This window comes from Bacillus sp. GC_Bacil_1 (assembly GCF_026540675.1).
Taxonomy (GTDB): domain Bacteria; phylum Bacillota; class Bacilli; order Bacillales; family Bacillaceae_G; genus Bacillus_A; species Bacillus_A cereus.
The window spans coordinates 77,632-98,367 of record NZ_JALNUG010000020.1 but is presented as its reverse complement, the minus strand read 5'-3'; the positions used below and the strand labels follow the sequence as shown (position 1 = coordinate 98,367).

Here is a 20,736-nt window from a genome sequence, read left to right as displayed (position 1 = left end):
TGCTTATTTCTTATATCGTATTGCTCTTGGATTTCTTGCGCTATTTACAACTTTCATGGGTATTATTTTAGTGATCTGCTTAATTACATATGCTGCAACTAATTTATTCTAAAATGTAAAAAGACAACCCCTTGGTAAGCAAAGGATTGAGTTTTTTCTAAAAACATAAGTAAAATTAAATCCCGGCTTAAAATAATAGAACTTATAATGTTCTCATACTTCCCAGTGATTCCATTTATCAGCCACAGCCGTTGTTCTTTCTACAATATCATATATAGGTCTTACCTTATCGTCATATAATTGAGTTTTGAATCTTTCACATCTACCTTTTGCTAATTCAGTAAATTCAGTATCAATAGTTAATATATAAGGTGATTCTCCCTCAGTATGAGAAAAAAATTTATTCTCATTTCCATATTTTAAAACTACAGTATTCACATCTGCACTGTCTGTAGGCAGAGGGTTACCAGTTAACATATAGTAACGCTGTGCGAGATCAGGAGAGGAAGCGGTCGGATAACGCATAATTTCACACTCCCCAGGTTCCAATGATTTTGCAGTATTGTTTAAACCCGAATTTAACTCGTTTCCTATTTCATAATATCTTCTTGTTAATTCCTTCAATGTTCCTGTATAGGAATTATCAATGATACTTAGAGAACGCAAGCTAATTAAGTGGAAGTTTGAAGCCAAGAAAAATCCCCCAGCGGCTTTTTGACCTAAATCAGATAATCTCATAGCAAGTCTTGAAGACTCAATTTGTACATTTTCAATAACAGTTTTGTCTTGTGTTTGTCCATAAACATACAATTGATTTGAAATATGCGAACAGTCAGAAAGGTATTGTCTTAAAAGGTTATCTTCTACGATTTCATTCACACGTTGACACACTTCTTCTATAGCATTTTTAAACATCAATTCCATATTGCTTTGTTGAGGATTGAATTGATTACTTATTAATCCTGTTATTACATCTCCAGCAACAGGAAGAGCATAGTCAATTGCCATTTGAACTATTAACTCTTTCCAGTCAGTATTTTCATCTTGTGGAGGCATCTAATCAGTCCTTTCACTTAGAATACTCTTCAAATAGTATCTAGTTACTATTTGAAGAGTATTCACAAGAGAATATTATTAAATAGCAAGAAAAAAAGAAATTATTATAAAAGGAGAATCCCTGACAAAAGGGATTCTCCTTCACTTATTTCTTCACTTCAGTCCACTTATAGTTGAATTCTCCACCGAAATCATTTGTCACTATACCTTTTACTGAAGAACGTTGCAAGTATGACCTTCCCTGTTGATAGAAAGGTGCTACCGCTCCATCTTCTAATAAGATTTTCTCAGCTTGTTTCATTGCTTCCCAACGTGCTGCTTCATCACCAGCTAAGTTCGTTTTCACTTGATGAATTAGTTCATCATATTGTTTGTTTGAATACTTATCAAAGTTATATGTACTATCGGTCGTGAACAAATCTAAAAATGTAATTGGATCAGGAATATCAGGACCCCATACATCAACCCCTAATTCGTAATCACTATTTAGAAGTAATTGTATTTGTTGTTTACGTGGTTGCGGCTTCACATTGACTGTTAACCCCTCTAAATTCTTTTCTAACTCACCTTTTAAATACTCTGCATTTTTCTTAGCAAACACATTATCACTTGTAAGCAGTTCTAATGTTACTTGCTCTTTCCCAAGTTCTTGCTTTGCATTCTTCCAGTATTCTTTCGCTGCCTTCACATCATCTTTTACTAATGTTCCATTTTCCTTACGGAAGTCTTTTCCGTCTGAACTTTTAGCGAAATCGGCTGGTATAAAACCGTCTGCAGGAAGAGAACCATTATTTAAAAATGTATCTACAAAGGCTTTCTTATTCATTGCCTGACTGATTGCCAAGCGAGCATTTTTATTTTTTAACACTTCATTCTTTTGATTCATACGTAAGAATTGCACTGTAACTTCAGAACGTTCCTTGAAGTCAGGATTCTTTCTATATTTATCTACAAACTCACCTGTTAGTCCTACACGGTCAAGCTGACCTGATTCATATAGATTTATTTCTGTTGATTTATCTTTCACGATATCGAAGTTAATCTCATCTAATTTCACTGTTTTGGCATCCCAATAGTTCGGATTCTTTTTCAGCTGAAATCCTTGTTCATGCTTCCAATTATCTAATGTGAATGCTCCGTTATAAACCAATTGATCTGCTTCTAAACCATATTTCTGCCCTTTGGCTTCGAAATATTTCTCGTTAATCGGTAAGAACGTTGCAAACGTTGTCAAATCTATAAAGTAAGGAACAGGCTGTTCTAATTGTATTTCTAATGTTTTATCATCTATTGCTTTTATCCCTAACTGATCTACAGACAATTCTTTACTATTAATTTTCTTTGCATTCTTTATATCAAAGAATAAAAAAGCATATTCCGCAGCTGTATCAGGATTAACGGCTCTTTTCCAAGAAAATACGAAGTCTTCAGCTGTTACAGGTGTACCATTTGACCATTTTGTATCTCTTAGATGAAATGTGTATGTTTTTTTATCTTCACTCACATCATACGATTTCGCTACAGCTGGGATTAACTTGTTCCCTTCTCCCAATGTATATAAACCCTCAAACACGTTTTTCATCACGTTCATGGATTCACCGTCAGTTGCCTTTGTGACATCCATCGTTGGAATTTCCGCTATATACGGTAAATGAATGGATTGTGTTTTCGATTCTTTATTATTTGCCTTTGCTGTATCTTCTTTCTTTTCACTACTACACGCTGTTAGTAAAAAGCTAGCTCCTAAAACAGCAGCTACAATAGGCATTACTTTTTTTAACATGTTTCTTTTCTTCCTCTCTACGTACGGTCATAGCATTAGATTATCTAGTTGTATATCGCCTAGAAAAAGAAGCAATCTTTGCCCCCTAAGTAATAAACCTCGTAAATCTGTCGCCAGTTTAAAACGTAGCACCCAAAGATAGGCATGTCAATTGTACAAATTATAAATTTTAATATAAAAATACTAAATTATAAAGATATTCACTATACATTGTTGTGTAATGATTTTTTTAAGCACTCTTCTGAAAAAATGGCTCTTTATTTTTGCTTTTAACGCTATTTACCACTTCTATTAATACAATTAATTGCACCAAAAAGAGCAAAAATCAAAAAACCGACTTAATAGACCCCTTAAATAAACTTCTTATAATATTCTTTTAAATTGTTTTTTTGATCCTCTTTTTAAGTCTTTTATTCCATTTATCTACCTTTTACGGTATGTGAAATTATATAAATTAAGAGCAAAAGTAGCAATTTCCTTAAACAAAAATAAACACCTCTTCTTACCTTTCTTACTTCATCTTGTTTTTTTATATGTTTAATTTGAAAAATGTCATTATCCGTAATATCAAGCACCCTCATTTCTTCTTTAAAAGAGCGCCAGGGTCAACCTTAATGGATTTAGTGCCTTTATCTCTTAACCTGTATTCTCTTATATAATATGATTTCTGTTCCTTATGTTCTTTCATTGTGAAGCCTCCATTGTGATAATAGGAAGGAGAGGAAAGCACTTTAAATAAGTGCTTTCCTTTTTTGACATGTACCTTAACATATCAGGTCAGAACGATAAGTAATCAAGTCATTCAACAATCTGTTTATATAAGTTTCTTTTATGAATAAATAATATGATTGTATTCTTACAAAATAATTCAAAAAGAGAAGGTGAGTACTCACCTTCTCTTTTTTGAAACTTATTCTAAATACCTTTATATCCTATAAGTTTCTTTTTATAAACCCTATTTTGTTTAAAACCTTTATATCCTTATAAGTTTCTTGCTATAAACTCTATTTTATTAAATACCTTTATATCCTATAAGTTTCTTTTTATAAACCCTATTTTGTTTAACATCTTTATATCCTTATAAGTTTCTTGCTATAAACTCTATTTTATTAAATACCTTTATACCCTATAAGTTTCTCTCTATAAACCCTATTTTATTTAACATCTTTATACCCTATAAGTTTCTCTCTATAAACCCTATTTTATCTAGAAAATATTCACTATACCATTGCATATAGAGGTGATGATAATGTTGCGGCATTCTCATCCTCAACAAGCATTATTTTCATCCCTAATGCTCTTATAACCTTTTCAAGAGTATCTAATCTAGGTATAGCTCCTTCGATAGACTCCATCCTAGCAATAGCTGACTGTTTAAGACCAGATCTTTTCGCAAGTTCTGTTTGAGTAAGCCCTAATTCTATGCGCCTGTTCACTAATTGTGAAATAAGATTAATTTGCTCCATTTCGCTTTTATCTAAGGCTGTTATACTCTTTTCATATTCTTCCCAATTCATTTCGTTTCCCTCCTTCTAAATAAAATTATCTGCTAATCTAAGGGTGTATAAAATTCTCTACCTAATCTTTTAATTATGAGGGGATAAAATCCCCTCACCTTGGAAACTGTGGTCCCTATGTATCAATTTTCTCTTTGAGTTCCATTTGCAAGCCAATCATTTTTTTCATCCATCGCTTTTTCGATTTCTCTTTTAGGCGTTTTTTTCGTCTTCTTCCTAAAAGAATGTAACAATACAATTCGATTGTTTTCCCACATAAAAAAGAAAATGCGATGATTCCCAGGGCGAAGTTCCCATATTCCATCCCCTATAAATTTCGTGAATGGTTCACCTGAGCGTGTTCCGCTCCCTCGGAGTACATTAAAATAATGTACTGTCTGTTTGAGAAGCTGACTAGATTGCTTGTCTTTTGCGGCTTGCTGTTGCAAATCATCGAGAAATTGTTTAATAGGGCGCTCACCACGAGCATCCTTATAAAAGATTAAGTCGTAGTTCATATTATGCACCTCATATAGATTTTTATAACATATTCGTTATAAAAATATTATAACATATTCGTTATAAATTTCCACTAAAAAAATTTTATATATAAAAATCCTATATATCCCGTATAAAGATAACCTAGTGTAAATCCTGGCGCACTGACTAGAATAACACCACTACCCATTACAGTTCGTTAATCGCTTTTCAACCGATATAAAATAGATTTATCCAATTCACCACTATACAACGATAAAATTCTCGAAATGTTTTTCCACTCTTTTAAATTCTGATGGCGTAGGTCGATAGAATATACATAAAAATTTATATTCACCTCTTCATAAAGGAACACAAGTTCGTGTATAATAAGAACATACGTTCTTTTATGGAGAGGAGGAATCACAGTGTATGACTATTCAATCCTATCGAATAGGATCATCTTATGTGTTGATTTACGCAGTTTTTACGCTTCAGTAAGTTGCATTAAAATGGGACTTGATCCAATGCATACAAAGTTGGCTGTAGTCGGCGATGTAAATAGAAATGGTTCAATCGTTCTTGCTGCCACACCACCCTTAAAAGCCCTGGGCGTAAAGAAGATGGCAAGGCTCTATGAGATTCCTCGAAGAAAAGATATTCTTGTTGTGAATCCGATTATGGGAACATATATAAAATGCTCCAACTACATAACAAAACTAGCTTTACAGTACGTTCCTTATGAGGATTTTCACCAATATTCCTGCGATGAATTTCTGTTGGACGTTACTGATAGCATTCATTTATTTGCTAACGACCCATACGAATTCGCTTTGAAATTTAAACGTGAAATATATGAACATACACGCATTGAATGTACGATCGGAATTGGTCCGAACCCTTTAATGAGTAAGGTTGCTTTAGATATTGAAGCAAAAAAGAACCAAGAAGGGATTGCTCATTGGAAGTATGAAGATATCCCAACAAAATTATGGAGCATACGACCACTCAATAAGTTTTGGGGCATTTCATACAAAACAGAAGAAAAGTTGAATCGAAAAGGAATACACTCAATTGAAGATTTAGCCAAATACCCTCTTACATACTTAAAACAAAGTTTCGGCAAGATTGGGGAAGAATTGCACTTACATAGCAATGGTATTGACTTCAGCCGTATTTCGGAGAAATATGTTCCTGCTACAACTTCAATAGGAAAAAGCCAAATTTTAATGCGTGACTATACGATAGAAGAATTTCCGATTGTGCTACTGGAACATATTGAAGAAGTTTGTTATCGCCTTAGAAGAGAAAACAAACTTGCTCAGACCGTTCATTTTTCTGTTGGTTATAGCAAGAGTTATAACGGTAGTATTAGAAAAACACATACTTTAAGCCGTCCGACTAACTTAACAATGGATATTTATAAAATTTGTACATACTTTCTGCATCAACAATATACTGGCGAACCCATCCGCAGCATAAACATATCCTTAACAAATTTGCTTCAAGAAGGAGAGGAACAAATTTCTCTTTTCGATAATGTCATGCAACGGGAACAAGAAGTAAAGCTTACAAAAGTAATGGATGAAATACGCACAAGGTTTGGGAAGAACAGCATTTTACGGGGGATTTCCTACACGCATAGCGCTACAACTAGATACAGAAACACACTAATAGGGGGACACAAATCATGAACAACGCTAATATGCCAAAAGGGCGCGGAATGGTAAAATGGGCACCGTTCGCCGCATTGACTTCTCAATTTGACGGGATACGTGAAATCATTAAAGAGCAAAACAAAGTAACACGTCCAATTTTAACAACTGAAGAAAAGGAACGAATCGAAAACACGATAGTATGTTCCTTGTTATCTGAAGAAGAAATACTAATTACATATTACGAAGACGGACATTTACTCTCAGGTTATATGACTGTTGTTGATATTGACCCACCGACTAGTGCTGTTATATGTACAGATGCCTTTTATAATACGATGAAACTGCAATTTTCTAATATAATAGATGTAAAATAGAATCATTAAAAGGAGTGTAAAAAATGCAAGCGGAACAGACAAGAAAGAATGCAGCAGGGGCAATTATCCATAATGATATTAATAACCATCCACATTTAAATATACCTATGATTATTAATGAACAGGATGGACAGATTTACGAAGTTTTTAATGTTGGTTTTCATTCTAATGATGCAATAGCAATGGTAACAACGGACGGTTTTTCTACAACTAGGGTACATATACCAATTGTAACAGTAAAAAATGGTGATGGTAGTTTTCAAGCATATCGCTTACCCTTAGAACTCGAATATTGGGTATTTTCTTGTTTGCAAGCTGCTTCAGTAGGGAAAAATCCATTTCCATGTAAAGTTTCTTTTGGAATTGTTGGCACAAAATATTATGTAGAATTCAAATGAAAAAGGAGCAAATTATCTTCTTATAAAGTACTGATAAAGTGGTTTGCTTTTCACTTAATCTATAAGAACCTTGCTATATTTCTGTAGTAAGAATCTTATAGTTTAAGTTCAGTCCTTTAATACATCTTCACTCAATAAAACATTTCATTTCTTATTAAACTCAAGCATCTTAAAAGATAAAAAAATCTAAATTACCATACAGAATAAACCCTAATAAATAAGAATACTAGTTAACTTAACATTTTTGAATTAAAATTAGGGGGATAAAAATGACGGTAGTATTAGATTTTTTTAAGAATTATGGACCTATCATTACTTTTCTTATAGGTATAACAGGGCTTGGGTTAGGTTTGTTTTACTTTTTAAAGAATAAAAAACAAAAAAAGTTAGAGTACGTTATTTCTAATAAAACTCCATTATTTAATCAATTACATAGCAAAATGAAAATATTCTTTAATGATCAACAAATCAAAGAAGATACAGAATACCATGAAAGAGTATTAAATATTATACAAGAAAGATTTTAAGCGTTCACTATCTGGATGTTTTTTTCTGGGCATATAATAAATATATAATAAGCGTGAAGGCAAACAAGAGGGAGGGAATGAAGACGTACTCTACTGTTATATTTTGTTCAACAAATTCATAATATTAATTTAATGAAACCCAGTAATAGTATACATATGTACTGATATCACTGGGTTTTTGAGTTTAACATTTTGTATCTCTTGTAAAATTTGTTTAATGGATTATTAAATTGAAAATGCAACAAAACTTTTAATCTGTATTTTGGGATAGAAACCTTTTATACTAGATTTTTATTACCTATATTGAATTATTCTTTTTTTTATATTATTATATCTTTCTTCCATTTTGTCGCGATTTCGTTCAAATATTCTCCCTTGTAGCTCTGGATTATTGAATATTTTTAAAAATCTATCCTCTACACTTCGGATTTTTTCAATATCTGATAATAAAGCTATATGACAGTCCATAGTTATTAATAAAGCATCTAAATATAATATAGATGCAGTAGTATCACCACTAACATAGTACATACTATAATTGTCAAGTAACCCTAAAGCCGCTGCGGGATCTTTTTTATGAATAACTTTTGCTTTATATAACTTGTAACGCCCTTGGTTTTTAGAGCTAATATCCAATGGATATCTTTTTAAAATTGTATCGCACTCTGCAATTATGCGATCGAGCTTCTTAGAAGATTTTACATTTTTGTTTAAAGATTTAATGAACATAAGAAATCTTTCGTTAATTAATTCAGGGATACCTTTAGTCCATTCTTCAACAAGTTCATACTCTTGAAGGTTATTTAATAATTTGCACAGATTTTTCCTATCACGTAAGGGTATTTCTTTTTTCTGCACAATAGGAACGCAATTTTCTAATTGTTTAAAATATTTAACTAAATCACTTTGAAATAACTTATTTGCTCTTTTTTGAACAATGTCATTATACGTTATTTGCAAGGCATTAATACAAATTGAAACTATCTTCTCTTGATCTTTTTTAAAATAGGGATTAGATAACTCACTTTTGTTCTTTTCCATCAAATTGAATTTTTTTATAAGCTCTTTATGATCCAAAGAACTATACAGTCTTATTAACTTTGATAAACTAGGCAAACAAAAATATGATTTAGTTAAATACATATTTTTATTTGTCTTTCTAAATTTAGACATATATAGTTCTGACAAAAGCGTATTTATAGTTACTTCATCTTCAAATTGCATTTCATTAATAAAATTTATTAAATCATCAATCATTGGTTTCCATTCTAAATCTTTAACTTGATATACATTGAATATATTTTCCGAATTATTACGATCCAGGAAAATCATTAAGAGTTCGTTTACAAGAAACTTATCTGATGACGGTAATGGCTGTAAAAAACCAATATTAGAAAAAATTTGCGAACGAAGATTTTCTTCACCTAAAGTTTTTAACCCTATTTCTTCCTTTAAATAGGTTAAAAATTCTTCACTTATTTCACCTAGATTAGATTCCGAACATATATAGCACAAAATAGCCAAGAACTTCTGTGAATATATGTTCATACCATCAATAGTATTTTCAAAACAAAAATTAATAAATTCATCATGCTGATTATGTAATACTTTTGATTCCTCCGTATACTGTGAATCAAATTCTATTCTAATATCCGAGATCTTCTTTTCAGTAGATTTCAAAAAATTCCCTAATGCAATAATAAGTCCTGGGTTTCCGCCAGTATAAGTTTGAATCCATTGCCAATCTAATTCGTTAATATTTTTTTTGTTAAAAATTTCTTCTCCTAAATTACTCTTGATAAGCGCTTTAGTATCATCAAGATTAAACTGATGTAATGGTGTTTTTGCTTCTCTGTCTCCTAAACCAAAACGGCTTGTAATAATTAATCTTGATTTTGAAGAAAAGGACATGATAAACCTTTCAGCTATTTGAGTAAATTCATCAAGGTTACTTTTAACAATTTCTGTTTCTAAATTATCTAAAATTAAAAGAGAGTTTTTCTTGAAAAAATTATCCCAAACCTTATTTTGTATCTCTTCAAAATCTAATGAACTAATATCAATCTTCATAAAAGTAGCTAAACGATGAATCAAATCTTCATGATTATTAATGGATTTTTCAAATCTAGTGATTTTTCCATTTTCAAAGGCACTATCCTTAAAACTCATAAAGTATATATTTTCAAAAGGTTGATTTGGATCATGTAAAAAATCCTCAACTAGTTGCAGTATTAAAGCCGTTTTTCCTAATCCACCCTGACCTGTAATCGATCGTGGGATAATAGCACCAAGGTCGTATTTAAGCTTTCTCAGTTCATCTTGCCTACCAACTAGTTTGTCAAAGTTTTTTCCAATAGGATAAACCATATGTAAAATAGGAATTCTATACTCCTCTATTTCATCATTAATAAATTTATTCCAATGATTTCTATAATCGGATTCATTCAAAGCATCTATTATTGCTTCACAATTAGATTGGATTTTTTCCAATTCTTCGTTTGATATAGATCTTGAATGCATAATATCATTACGATGCTTTATTAAAAATGATGGATTAACCGTATTAACCCTATTTGATTTATTATGTTTAAATTTTTTACTTTTGATAATATCCAACAATTCACCTAGATGAGTAAAGTTTAAAACCTCTCTAAATGATAAGCTTTCCTGAATAGAACTCCCTAACGCAGCGCTTTCTAACTCACTGTAAAACTTTTCGTCCATAAGTTCTTTACTACTATATTCGTTACAAAAATCTCTGAGTAAATTTTCTAAGTAGAAGATCATTTTATAACCGTTTATATTTATAATCATATAATTCCTTCTTTCCGTAAATATCGATATTATAATTTAAAATTTTCAATACGTTATTTTTGTTTGAAAAAATATAGATAGCACTGTAAGGATGAGCCATTATAGGCTTCATCATATACACTATCTTATCATACTTGTTCATTATCCTTAACCTATTTCAATTCATATCAAGAAATGATTATAGTCAAATTAAAAATCGATTCATAAAAGTCCATGAGGTTGTTAAAAGGTTCTTGGGCTTTTACACTTCAAAAGGTACACCTTTTGGGAATATCATAAAACTCTTAAAACAACTACTTCAAAAGGTCAAAAAACAACTTTTGAAGCATCCCAAAAAGCACATACACCTTTTGGCGTATTTTTGATATAATTTAAGTTAACTAGATTGAATAATACTAAGATTCTTACTTTGAAAGAGGTTGTTGTTTTTGAACACAAAAAAATTCGGATACGTTCGTGTTTCTAGTAAAGATCAAAACGAAGAACGACAAATTGTGAATTTGAGAAATATTGGAATTGACGAACGAGATATCTTTATTGATAAACAAAGTGGAAAAACCATGGATAGAGAAAATTATCAATATATGAAAAAATACGCCCGTACAGGCGATACAATTGTTTTTGATTCTCTGACAAGGTTAGGAAGAACTATGATTGATATTTTAGAGGAGTTTAGATATTACGAAGAACATAAAATAAATTTACAATTCCTAAAAGAACCTTTTATAAATGTAACCTACAATGGGGATGCCACAAATGATGTGATTCAAAGTGCTATTCAAAAAGCAACCGCAACCATACTATCGGCATTCGCTGAAAAAGAAAGAGTTGACACTAAAAAGCGGCAAGCTGAAGGAATTGCTGTAGCTCAGGCACAAGGAAAGCATTTAGGAAGACCTCGAACTCAAATTACCCAGGAGTTTATTGATGCTTATAACGAATGGAAAGAGGGAAGGATCACAGCGACAGCTGCCATGAAAAAGAGTAATATTACTAGTAGTTCTACATTCTACAGAGTAGTTAAAAGATATGAAGTTAAAGAATGAATTTTTAGCATTAATTATAGTTGGCTTCATTCTATTAATAAACATTTTAAAATGCTATTAAATATTAAAAGTAGAGGAGACTGTTATCTATGGAAGAAATCCAGGACACAATACAAGGCTTCTCTTCTTATTTATTAAGTAAGGGAAGAAAGCCCTCAACAATTAGGCGCTATATATATGATGTAGAAAGTTTCATTCAATGGCTGCACCCATCAAAAAAAATTACTAAAAATAATATTTTTGAATCACTTCATAAAAAGGATTTTGAAGTCTTTTTCAAATATTTAAAGGAAGAACGGCATTACTCCGATAAAACTATACACCGCATATATATTGTCTTAAATAGGTTGTACGAATACTTAGATTTACCAAGCCCAATTGAAGGGGTTATTCAGATAGATCCACCTGATCGGGCATTGCGTAAGGAGGATTTCGTTTCTTTCCAGGAAGGGAAACGCTTAAAAGAAGTCATTTCTTCACTTGATGACCTTACAGAAAAACAACGATCGACACGCCCAATGATCTTAGAGCGGAATATTTCTATTGTTACATTACTCCTGGATTATGGACTATCTTTAAAAGAGCTTGTTTCTTTACGAATGGCACACGTTCATTTCGAAAATAACTCCTTATCGATTTCTGAAGACTCAATAGTAAATAGAACCATTCATTTAAACGAAGAAGATAAACTACACTTATACAATTACTATAAAACTATCCCTGAACCTGTACGCCCTAAATATCACAGCAGTGATCCACTATTTATTGCTTTTGATTTTACACGTGGGACATATCATTGGAGTTATGATAATGATGCGCCAAAGTTTCTAACTGAAATATCAATACAAAAAAATGATTCGTTTAGAAGTAAAACGTGCTAATCTCCGAAAGGGGATTTCTGCCCAACATTTTCGAAACACCTTTATTTTAAGGAGAATTCAAGGGAATACTACATCCGAACAAGTCATGCAGCACATGGGCTTTAAATCTAACTTATCCTTAAAAAGATATTACGATTACTATAAACGATCCATAGAAAATACAGACTCACACCCATCACTTAATATATAATTTTTACACACCTACGGTATTTTAATAAATTAAATGAAAACAGAGGATTAGCAATGAGAAAAAATGAGGAATCATATTATGTTCACCAATACACTTTACTGGATAGAACTACTAAATCTATCAAAATTGAATCCTGGCGCTCACTAAAAGAAGAAATGCGAGTCCTGGGTATAAAAGACAGTGACATCTTTCAAATTCAAATGATAGAGATAGATCCAAACAAAAAGTAACATGCAGTTTTAGAAAACATAAGTTTATAATTGCAATTACTAAAGTTAGGGGTATAAAAGATGGCAAGCGAAAATAAAATAAAATTTACTGAAAAAGAAATACAAAATTATATTTGGAAACAAGGTAAATTGTCTCATTTAATAATCGGTGATACTCCCAAAATTGATGTTGAACTTACAGCAGAAATAGAACCTGATAAAATTTTTCAAAAAATAGTTTTTGAAAGGTTAGATGAAACGCTTAGTTATACGAAGAGTATGGATTTAATAGGAGTCGAAGTTCCCTTACAAAAGACGAATGACTCAACCATCAGAGCAGATTTTTTAGGAGTACACAGTGAACGTGTAGGAATAAGTATAATCGAATTAAAGAAATCTCAGCAGACTGAAAGACAAGCATTCACAGAACTTTTAGCATATAGTAACCATTTGGTTTCTCTTTTTCCAACTATGAGTAAGGAAGACGTTGTCTTTATTTTGATTTCACCAATGAAAGAAAGAATAGTAAGAGAAGCTTTTCTGCATGCACTCTTATTTGATAACAAACGTGTAATTGCATTCGTTCCAACTTTTGAAGATGAAACTCAAATTGATAGTTTAAAGTTACGTCTTTGGATACCTGAAGAAGATGATATCAGCAATTTTAAAAATCACTATTTTTCTAAAAATAATTTTGAAGTATTCAAATTGACATGGAGCGATATTCCATATTCTCAAAACCCTCAGAAAAATCCAAGTGACAAGGAAAAGTTGTTTATGAATTCTATATCAAGTTTCGTTGCACAGACAATGGAAGAAAAAAATATTCATGGTTTTTGTTTCACTTCACAATGTTGGCCAGAAGATGAGATGGATCTTCCAAATTCCTTAATAATTGTTGGGATGAATCCATATGAAATTGCTTTTAAAAATCTATTCGTTAATGATGTTTGTAATGGAGAACTTAGTAATGAAGATCTTAGTTCCCTAAGTTATAGTTCTACTTTAGCAAAGTTAGATGATATTATTACAGGTTTAAAATTGGAAAAAGACGATCCAGATGATCCAGACGTTCCAGATTATCTGGAATGGTTGTATTATCAATGGAAAGAAAATCTTGTGAAAATTGGATTTGACTCTTTGAACTTATTATTCAAGAATACTAATGGGGGGATTTTTTCATGTAGCTGGAACTCCTTTAGTTGGGATGAATACATTTCTCTAGATGAGCATAATTCTAGTTTTAAATACAACGTGTTTCCAACTGGTGCTCTAAAAAGTTTGAATAGTTATCTCCTTAGCTTGGACTATGATTTCATAGAAAAGAATAATTTAGAAAAACACCCTATCCATGACGACATTTTTCACTACTTAATTGAATCCTATTATAGTCATTATGTTTTCAATGTTTTTTTAGAAAGGATGCTAGGCTTTGATAAAGTTGTAGAATAAAGGAATACTCTACAAAATAGATTCTTTATCGAGCTTTACTTTAAATCAACATAACATACCGTTCTAAGAATTAACTTTTATACCACATAAAAAAGCAACAACATGTTCAGTGACAATAAAGTTGTTTAATTTTAGTCTAAGAAATGTAATAACCACCTACTAAAATTAACTTGTAGGTGGTTTTAAAGTTATTTAAAACTAAATTTAATTGTTGTAGCCTGTAATTTATAAAAATAATAAAATTGGTTAATTCTTCTTCAACTAATGCCCCTTATTGAAAAAAGTAGCTTGCTCCATTTACTAAATTTTCATCCTATTTTACATGGCTTAATCTGCCTCAACATCTTTTTCACCTAAATTTTGAACAAATCTTAATAGATAACCATCAGGGTCCATAATTAAAAATTCTTTTTGTCCCTTTAATTTAGTATCAGCTCTATACCAATTCTCTTGAATATCAAATTTAATTGGATACTCGTTCTTTTTCAAACTATCATATAGTGGATCAATATCATTTATGATAATTTGAAAATTAATTCCTCTTCCGTAGGGATAAGATAACTCCCCAGTACTCCAATGACCATTTACTTCTTCAATCATAATCTGGCAGCCATTTAAAGACAGTAAAGCAAACTTATCCTCTGGTCTTTGATATTCAATCTTAAACAGGAGAATTTCCGAATAGAAATTTAAACTTTGCTCTATATCTGAAACTGATAGCTCTGGTATTAATGCATTGAGTTTGTGCAAAAATGCTTCCCCCTTTGTTTAAGTTATTGATTATTATAACACTTACTATAAATTCTTCTTCCATTAAACTACTTCGTTAGTCCTAAAAGAAGTAAACAACTTAATTATTTTTTAAAGGACTTTATTATAAATTAAACAACTTTATTATCTCTACACATATTGGACAGAAACGTCGCAACTTTTTTCAAAGCATTGTGATTTTATTTCAAATGTACACCACCAATAAAATTTATCAATTTATAGTAGAATAGTAAAGAACACCCATATAGATAAAATTCAATCATGTATTTTGGGCCTGTCATTGTTTGAAAAGAGAATAACTGCGATAATTAGTATTGGATTAAGTAGAATCTTAATGAGAAACACAAAAGAGGGATGTAAATTCAGTGATTTTGTAATATGCGAAAGTGAGGGAAATAAACTGGGAAAAATTCAAAGTTTCAATTATAAAATGCATAAAATGAAAAAAGCTTGGAAAAAAAAATATTATGAAATTGAAGGAAAGATGAAGTATCCACTAATCTATTTTTTTAATAGCTTTATTAAATTAATAGAAGTAGGAATTGTTTTCTTTATATCTTTAGCATTATTACAGCAATTGAAAATTTTAAATTTGGAATGGATGGGAAATATTTTAGATCGATTACCTAAGATAAATCAAGAGTTAAATCGACAATTTTTATTTTCACAAATCAGTGTTACATTTATGATTTTGTCTTTATTTTCATTAATAATAAATCTAAAAAAAGAAAAAATTCTCGGAACATCCATTTACCAAATTGTATTTGCTAGATCTATCTTAGGGAATATTAAATTCATAAGTCTCTCTGTCTTCTTCTTCCTATTCATAAACATTACACTATATATTAATGACAGTTCTTCTCATGCAATTTTATATGTATTTTTAATTACTTTATCTTTGTTAACTTTATTAATTATAAAAATCATTTTTTATTCTAATAGTCAAAGATTAAGCGCCAATAAGATTATTAGCATATATAATCGAGAAAATACAAAGTTAGTACGTAAACCTAGAATAGTGTGGAAATCTGGGGTGCGTTTTTCAGAATACCTATATAATTTAAATGAAGACACCTTAGAAAAAATTCTTCGTGGAGATGTAGAATATAAAAGGAATCTTTATGTATATGAGAAAATAACCCACTTATCACTTGTAAAGTATAAAAATAAGGTTCAAGAAAATCATACTGAAACTATATATGAATCAGATATTATCCTGATGTGGGCCAGTGCCATTGAAGAATTAATAAAAAAAGAATTATATACAGATTCAATTAATCAATATAATAAAATGATAGGTTTGTTTAATTATTACGAAGTGTATTTATCTTCATTCCAGATCAACCAACTTTTAAGACAAATATTCATTAGTATTTCTGCTGCGGAAAGTAAAGTAGTTTTTGAACAAAATAAAGATATATTAAAACATTCCATAAAGCTTACAATGAATTATGGGTATTATAAATCTAATAACGATTTTTCTTACACCCGCTTAGGAAAACTAAAAAATTCGTTATATTTACAACCTTTATATGGGAACTTTATGGTTGATTATTATAATTTAATTGATAAAAACACAAAATTTAATGACTTAGAAAAATCAGAAAGAGTTTATCAGTATTTTGAGGCTCTTAGAATGATGTCATTTGATATACGGGATTATTTTACAATGGATATAAAATTTTATGAAGTAGGTCGGGAAATTAAAAAATATAATGAAGAAGATATAGCTTTGGTAGGGATACCTCTTAGTAATTTATTGCTATTAGTAATGCAGGAAGATAAGAAAGAAAGAACATTGTACTTCTTAAATCACTATAATGATAATTCAATTTACTTTGCCTGTTTAATTGTTGCTTCTAAGTTGGCTACCTTATATTTGCATATAAAAGATACTGATAACAGTAATAGAAAAATTGTTGAAGGTTATCTATTACTTGTATTATCAAAATTAGTCGAATTAGATGCCGAAAAAATAAAATATTATTGTTACGTTATAAAACTTACAATGATAGATCATAGGATATATGGAGAAATTTACTTTACGTTTGAAGAAATGAAGCTTTTAAATGTTATTAAGCAAACCGTTATGATTATAAAGAATAGAGTTGACATTAAGAAGACATCTTTTTCTGATTGGAGATTAAGTGAACTAGTAAATCTTTTTTCTACTAGCTACAATAGTGACCTTCTAAAAAAAGAACAAATAAAAGCTAATCAAGAAGTTAATAATAAATTTGGCGTGTTGAGACATCTATTGTAAAATATGCATGTCTATTCTTCGCAATGTAATTTTTATGGTAATAGAATATTTGCTAAGTTACCTTAGCTTAATCCTTAGTCAACTAATATTAAACAACTCTCAATATAACCCCATCCTAGATTTAGGATGGGGTTACTTTATAAAAATAATAAAGCTATTCCATTCTTTTCGGTTTTCTACATTCACTTCTTATCATAGCGCTATACTAAGATGGAGGCTTGGAATAAAGTCTGATTCAATTAACTTAATAAACCTTGATAAGAGAGCAAATAAAAAAGTGTGTTTTGAAAAAATATTCAATTTCTTAACGACTTTATTATTCGTAAACAAATACAATCTGAAAAACAACACAGTATAGCGCTATGTTGTCACTTTAACAAAGACAATTGCGCTATAATATTTACTGAACATATGAATAGGGTAACGACTACCTGCTGTTGGCAAATAGAAATTTATCTAATAAAAAGATCACCTGTTTCCAAGACAAGTGATCTTTTTATATATATTTCTAATTATCTAGTTTTTTGACTATTTTATTAACCTTTGTTTAAAATTAAACTTTTATTTAATAGTTTCGACTTCAGCTTCTTCTTTTTCTAAATCTTCTAGTAAGAAATCTAGTTCTATTATTGTAGATAGAGCATTGAATAATCTCAAAGCGTCTACTTGTTTCCAATTACATGGATAATCTCTTCCATGCAATACCCAATCTCGATTTATAATCGGCAAGCGAGCTGGTCTTTTATCGAAATTCCCACTTTTAAATACACAATTTAAATACTCTGCAACAGAAATGTAGCATATTATGTATGTCCTATCGGTTTCGACTTCTTTCTTTACCTTTTTATATTGATCTCTTAGAGGTGGTTTTCTTTTTTGATTTGGATTTAAATATTTTTGATATCTTGGTGAAATGAGAATATGGGAGATGTTTTCAATAATAATAAATAGATTAGGAATAACAATTAAATAATTACCATTTTCATAACTCTCAAAGCATTGTGTGAGGAGCACTCCCCACTCTTTAGTCAATTCATGTTCAAGAATTTGTGTTTTTATAAATTGAAATTCTTCTTCTTTTGAGTAAAACGATAAGAAAGTTGAGTCTAATTCATCTTGGCCTTCGATTTCTGATATTCCAATAGTTTCTCCTGGAGTCATGTTCATTGGGAGAGTCCATCCTCTTCTCCCTAAACTTTCAGCGGATTTCTTTTCCTTTCGCTCAAACTCTTCCCAATCTATATCAATTACAGGTCGTAAGGATACGTTAATTGATTCTATCAAATGCGTGCGTAGTTCTGCAATTTTCTGGAATGCTTCCTGCATTTGTTTATTTGCATTAACCCCTTGCGGAAAAAACTTATGTTTGTTCTTGATTAGAAAATCAGTATTAACTTGATGTTTCCTCTCTTCCATTTCTGCATTTTCTCCCCTTTGTATAAAATATAGTTTTTATTTAATAATCATCTCTCCTGTAACGAGGTTTGAGTACACATTGCAGGGCGCCTTCAATTGCAATTCTTCTATGATAGCCTACACATTCAGTCCAGTATATTCGAACATCGCCTTGAATTGATTTAAAGAAAATATTTCTAGGCCTTATGTTTTCCTCATAAAGCTTTTTGACATGTTCACGCAATCTATCACGTATCCAACCTTCACCAACATATAAAACTTCTTCGGTAATAGGGTTAACAAATATATATAATCCTCGTTTATCCTTAGGAACTAATTTATCAATCTTCTTTCTAAGAGGTAGATCATTGGTGTGCTTTTCTTTTTCATTATATTTATAATTCATTTCAAAATTGAACCAGTATGGATTTGATTCAAGTGGTAATAGCGAATTGTTTACTAGAACATCTTTAAGACTATTATCAAATTTATCATTGTCTAACATATAAACTACTCCTTTAAATAAAACGAGTTTCCTTTATTATATATAATCACATCCAATGTATAAAATTAATTATTTATCCATTCTCTTTTGATTGTAGATAACATATCATTTAGTATTCTATTCATTTCTTCTACTACAATTTTACTATTAGGCATTAATATATTAAAACCTATTACTTTTTTCTTTTTGGTATGTTCCCAACCACCTACAATAGCTTCAACCTGGTAATGTTCCTGTATTTCGTATATTAATGAATATAATAAATTTTGTTCGTTAGATAAGAAATAACGGTCATTTACCATCAAGTATTTATCTTTAGAATGTTTATCTCTAGATTGAGAAGAACTTTTATAAGATATATCAAATAGTTCTTCTCGGCTAGATTCAATACTCATATAGGATCTAGCTTCAACACTATTCATTTTTTTATAAATGTCTCCATTAATATAGTAACGGTAATTTATATTCTTTATTGCTTCCTCGACCTCAGAGATTGCTTGTTGTTTGTATTGAAACAATATTTTATCTGTTAAATCTTCTCTAGCTATATCAATCAATTCATCTTTAAAGATATTATAACTAATATCAGCTGCAGACGATGAAATTTTTGAAGATATATAATCAACATACTTAGAAATAGAAGCATCAGATACCCCGAATATGAATTCACTGTTCTTTCTGGTTGGAATTACTTCTATAAAAGGTATATCTTCTTCATCAAAGTATTGGACTTTCACATCTTCGTTTGCATGTGTTACATAAACCTCTATTACAAAAGGTTGAGAATTGTCATATTCGTCTTTTACTACAACGTCAGCTATAGAATCCCCTACCCATTGCTCAACTATAGCAAACCTCTTTTTATAAAACTTCAACATTTCTAATAATGATATTTCGTAAGAATCTATATTAATGGCCCTTAAAAATTCTTTGTATTTCTTTTTAAAATAACTCAAATCAATTTTAAGCTTTATGTCTTCTTCTTTATTTATCTTATTAACAAGAAAATGCTTCGCTTCGAAATGCAAGAGGGTTTCACGAGATATAGTACAATCGCTTCCAGGTTTATGACTAAAGTGATGTTCTCTTTTATTCCCTTTTTTAAAAATTACGTCTTCATGACAGTGTGGACACCTATATTTAATATTTTTATATAGTCTATCTTCAATATGTACGATATTCGTTTCACACAAGGCGAAGTTAAGTTTTACACTCACCCAGACGCACTCCCTTTCTATAAAATTAAATTTATATATTATTATATCACTATAAATAATACCATATACTTCTTTTTCTAACTTTCTATACTCTTGCATATCCCTATACAAAAAGGGGCTCAAAGGACTAAAATACAAGTTATGGAAGCTATTATTTCAATCGTTAGAACCTATCATTTTTAGTTACATATGAGATTTTTATAAAAAACTTTAATCAAAAAGGA

16 protein-coding genes and 1 pseudogene are annotated in these 20,736 nt (G+C 30.4%); 8 read left to right on the top strand and 9 right to left on the bottom strand.

Annotation, left to right across the window (positions count from 1 at the left end; all coding sequences use genetic code 11):
• Positions 1 to 213 precede the first annotated feature (213 nt).
• The 4 genes from OXT04_RS24530 to OXT04_RS24515 all read right to left on the bottom strand — a co-directional run bounded on the left by OXT04_RS24530 (position 214) and on the right by OXT04_RS24515 (position 4,853).
• Positions 214 to 1,056 carry a hypothetical protein gene (locus OXT04_RS24530; protein WP_098256307.1) on the bottom strand — a complete coding sequence of 281 codons (843 nt, stop codon included), beginning with the start codon at positions 1,054 to 1,056 and terminating at the stop codon, positions 214 to 216.
• A 145-nt stretch (positions 1,057 to 1,201) separates the two neighbouring features.
• Entirely contained in the window at positions 1,202 to 2,839 is a 1,638-nt protein-coding gene (locus OXT04_RS24525; RefSeq protein WP_098301525.1) for a peptide ABC transporter substrate-binding protein, read from the bottom strand.
• Positions 2,840 to 4,059: 1,220 nt separating this feature from the next.
• Positions 4,060 to 4,356: a helix-turn-helix domain-containing protein gene (locus tag OXT04_RS24520; protein ID WP_098518366.1), complete on the bottom strand. Its 297-nt coding sequence runs from the start codon at positions 4,354 to 4,356 to the stop codon at positions 4,060 to 4,062.
• A 122-nt stretch (positions 4,357 to 4,478) separates the two neighbouring features.
• The gene (locus OXT04_RS24515; RefSeq protein WP_267418200.1) at positions 4,479 to 4,853 is read right to left on the bottom strand and encodes a type II toxin-antitoxin system RelE/ParE family toxin; all 375 of its coding nucleotides are present in this window, start codon (positions 4,851 to 4,853) and stop codon (positions 4,479 to 4,481) included.
• A gap of 387 nt (positions 4,854 to 5,240) precedes the next feature.
• Here OXT04_RS24515 and OXT04_RS24510 point away from each other — a divergent pair, with 387 nt between their 5' ends.
• The 4 genes from OXT04_RS24510 (at position 5,241) to OXT04_RS24495 (ending at position 7,769) form a co-directional block, all read left to right on the top strand.
• The gene (locus tag OXT04_RS24510) at positions 5,241 to 6,506 is read left to right on the top strand and encodes a Y-family DNA polymerase (RefSeq protein ID WP_267418198.1); all 1,266 of its coding nucleotides are present in this window, start codon (positions 5,241 to 5,243) and stop codon (positions 6,504 to 6,506) included.
• A complete protein-coding gene (locus OXT04_RS24505) occupies positions 6,503 to 6,844 on the top strand; it encodes a YolD-like family protein (protein ID WP_267418196.1) in 342 nt (113 codons plus the stop codon). The genes OXT04_RS24510 and OXT04_RS24505 overlap by 4 nt, the downstream gene beginning before the upstream one ends.
• Positions 6,845 to 6,867: 23 nt before the next feature.
• The gene (locus OXT04_RS24500; RefSeq protein ID WP_267418194.1) at positions 6,868 to 7,242 is read left to right on the top strand and encodes a hypothetical protein; all 375 of its coding nucleotides are present in this window, start codon (positions 6,868 to 6,870) and stop codon (positions 7,240 to 7,242) included.
• Positions 7,243 to 7,511: 269 nt separating this feature from the next.
• A complete protein-coding gene (locus OXT04_RS24495) occupies positions 7,512 to 7,769 on the top strand; it encodes a hypothetical protein (protein ID WP_267418192.1) in 258 nt (85 codons plus the stop codon).
• Between the two features lie 294 nt (positions 7,770 to 8,063).
• Here the strand turns inward: OXT04_RS24495 and OXT04_RS24490 are convergent, their stop codons facing one another.
• Positions 8,064 to 10,583 (bottom strand): NACHT domain-containing protein, encoded by a 2,520-nt coding sequence (locus tag OXT04_RS24490; RefSeq protein WP_267418190.1) that lies wholly within the window; start codon positions 10,581 to 10,583, stop codon positions 8,064 to 8,066.
• Between the two features lie 428 nt (positions 10,584 to 11,011).
• On the opposite strand from OXT04_RS24490, the gene OXT04_RS24485 reads away from it, so the two are divergent.
• The 3 genes and pseudogenes from OXT04_RS24485 to OXT04_RS24475 all read left to right on the top strand — a co-directional run bounded on the left by OXT04_RS24485 (position 11,012) and on the right by OXT04_RS24475 (position 14,361).
• The gene (locus OXT04_RS24485; protein WP_098292548.1) at positions 11,012 to 11,629 is read left to right on the top strand and encodes a recombinase family protein; all 618 of its coding nucleotides are present in this window, start codon (positions 11,012 to 11,014) and stop codon (positions 11,627 to 11,629) included.
• 89 nt (positions 11,630 to 11,718) lie between these two features.
• Positions 11,719 to 12,700, top strand: a pseudogene (locus OXT04_RS24480) (tyrosine-type recombinase/integrase).
• Positions 12,701 to 12,990: 290 nt separating this feature from the next.
• Positions 12,991 to 14,361, top strand: a complete 1,371-nt coding sequence (locus OXT04_RS24475) for a hypothetical protein (protein ID WP_098292544.1) — start codon at positions 12,991 to 12,993, stop codon at positions 14,359 to 14,361.
• Positions 14,362 to 14,688: 327 nt separating this feature from the next.
• Here OXT04_RS24475 and OXT04_RS24470 read toward each other — a convergent pair whose 3' ends face one another.
• The gene (locus OXT04_RS24470; protein ID WP_098854763.1) at positions 14,689 to 15,111 is read right to left on the bottom strand and encodes a bleomycin resistance protein; all 423 of its coding nucleotides are present in this window, start codon (positions 15,109 to 15,111) and stop codon (positions 14,689 to 14,691) included.
• Positions 15,112 to 15,466: 355 nt separating this feature from the next.
• On the opposite strand from OXT04_RS24470, the gene OXT04_RS24465 reads away from it, so the two are divergent.
• On the top strand, positions 15,467 to 17,395 hold the full coding sequence (locus OXT04_RS24465; protein ID WP_267418189.1) for a hypothetical protein: 1,929 nt from the start codon (positions 15,467 to 15,469) through the stop codon (positions 17,393 to 17,395).
• 561 nt (positions 17,396 to 17,956) lie between these two features.
• On the opposite strand, the gene OXT04_RS24460 is transcribed toward OXT04_RS24465, so the two are convergent.
• The 3 genes from OXT04_RS24460 to OXT04_RS24450 form a co-directional block, all read right to left on the bottom strand.
• The gene (locus tag OXT04_RS24460) at positions 17,957 to 18,811 is read right to left on the bottom strand and encodes a hypothetical protein (protein ID WP_267418188.1); all 855 of its coding nucleotides are present in this window, start codon (positions 18,809 to 18,811) and stop codon (positions 17,957 to 17,959) included.
• A gap of 40 nt (positions 18,812 to 18,851) precedes the next feature.
• Positions 18,852 to 19,295 carry a hypothetical protein gene (locus tag OXT04_RS24455; RefSeq protein WP_000886439.1) on the bottom strand — a complete coding sequence of 148 codons (444 nt, stop codon included), beginning with the start codon at positions 19,293 to 19,295 and terminating at the stop codon, positions 18,852 to 18,854.
• Between the two features lie 65 nt (positions 19,296 to 19,360).
• Complete coding sequence (locus OXT04_RS24450) at positions 19,361 to 20,512, bottom strand: competence protein CoiA family protein (protein ID WP_267418187.1); 1,152 nt, start codon at positions 20,510 to 20,512, stop codon at positions 19,361 to 19,363.
• Between the last annotated feature and the right edge of the window lie 224 nt (positions 20,513 to 20,736).

Coding starts and splice junctions, on each gene's coding strand:
- OXT04_RS24515 (WP_267418200.1), bottom strand. CDS start 4,853: ATGAACTACGACTTAATCTTTTATAAGGATGCTCGTGGTGAGCGCCCT.
- OXT04_RS24520 (WP_098518366.1), bottom strand. CDS start 4,356: ATGAATTGGGAAGAATATGAAAAGAGTATAACAGCCTTAGATAAAAGC.
- OXT04_RS24475 (WP_098292544.1), top strand. CDS start 12,991: ATGGCAAGCGAAAATAAAATAAAATTTACTGAAAAAGAAATACAAAAT.
- OXT04_RS24460 (WP_267418188.1), bottom strand. CDS start 18,811: ATGGAAGAGAGGAAACATCAAGTTAATACTGATTTTCTAATCAAGAAC.
- OXT04_RS24495 (WP_267418192.1), top strand. CDS start 7,512: ATGACGGTAGTATTAGATTTTTTTAAGAATTATGGACCTATCATTACT.
- OXT04_RS24525 (WP_098301525.1), bottom strand. CDS start 2,839: ATGTTAAAAAAAGTAATGCCTATTGTAGCTGCTGTTTTAGGAGCTAGC.
- OXT04_RS24490 (WP_267418190.1), bottom strand. CDS start 10,583: ATGATTATAAATATAAACGGTTATAAAATGATCTTCTACTTAGAAAAT.
- OXT04_RS24465 (WP_267418189.1), top strand. CDS start 15,467: ATGAGAAACACAAAAGAGGGATGTAAATTCAGTGATTTTGTAATATGC.
- OXT04_RS24530 (WP_098256307.1), bottom strand. CDS start 1,056: ATGCCTCCACAAGATGAAAATACTGACTGGAAAGAGTTAATAGTTCAA.
- OXT04_RS24455 (WP_000886439.1), bottom strand. CDS start 19,295: ATGTTAGACAATGATAAATTTGATAATAGTCTTAAAGATGTTCTAGTA.
- OXT04_RS24505 (WP_267418196.1), top strand. CDS start 6,503: ATGAACAACGCTAATATGCCAAAAGGGCGCGGAATGGTAAAATGGGCA.
- OXT04_RS24500 (WP_267418194.1), top strand. CDS start 6,868: ATGCAAGCGGAACAGACAAGAAAGAATGCAGCAGGGGCAATTATCCAT.